At 68.5% G+C, this 311-nt stretch carries 1 protein-coding gene; it reads right to left on the reverse strand.

Features of this window, described 5'->3' with window-relative positions; translation table 11 throughout:
- Positions 1 to 311, reverse strand: a 311-nt coding sequence (locus tag G3O06_RS48745; protein WP_205820514.1) for an NAD(P)/FAD-dependent oxidoreductase, incomplete at both ends; no start/stop codon positions are given.

The raw sequence follows: 311 nt of genomic DNA on the forward strand, positions 1-311 counted from the left end.
GCGCCCAGTTCGGCGTGGTGACCGCGCTCTTCTCGGACAGGAACAGGAAGCGGTCTTCCGTCACCTCGACGTCGAGCGGCGCGCCGCGTTCCTTCCAGTCGGGGAACAGTTCGTTGATCGCGCGCGGGTCCATCACCGCGCCCGACAGGATGTGCGCGCCGATCTCGGAACCCTTCTCGAGCACGCACACGCCGATCTCGGTGCCTTTCTCGGCGGCCAGCTGCTTGAGCCGGATCGCCGCCGACAGCCCGGCGGGGCCGCCGCCGACGATCACGACGTCGTATTCCATCGATTCGCGCGGGCCGTATTGC

The sequence above is a fragment of the Burkholderia sp. Ac-20345 genome, assembly GCF_017104825.1.
In the GTDB taxonomy this organism is placed as follows: Bacteria; Pseudomonadota; Gammaproteobacteria; order Burkholderiales; family Burkholderiaceae; genus Burkholderia; species Burkholderia lata_B.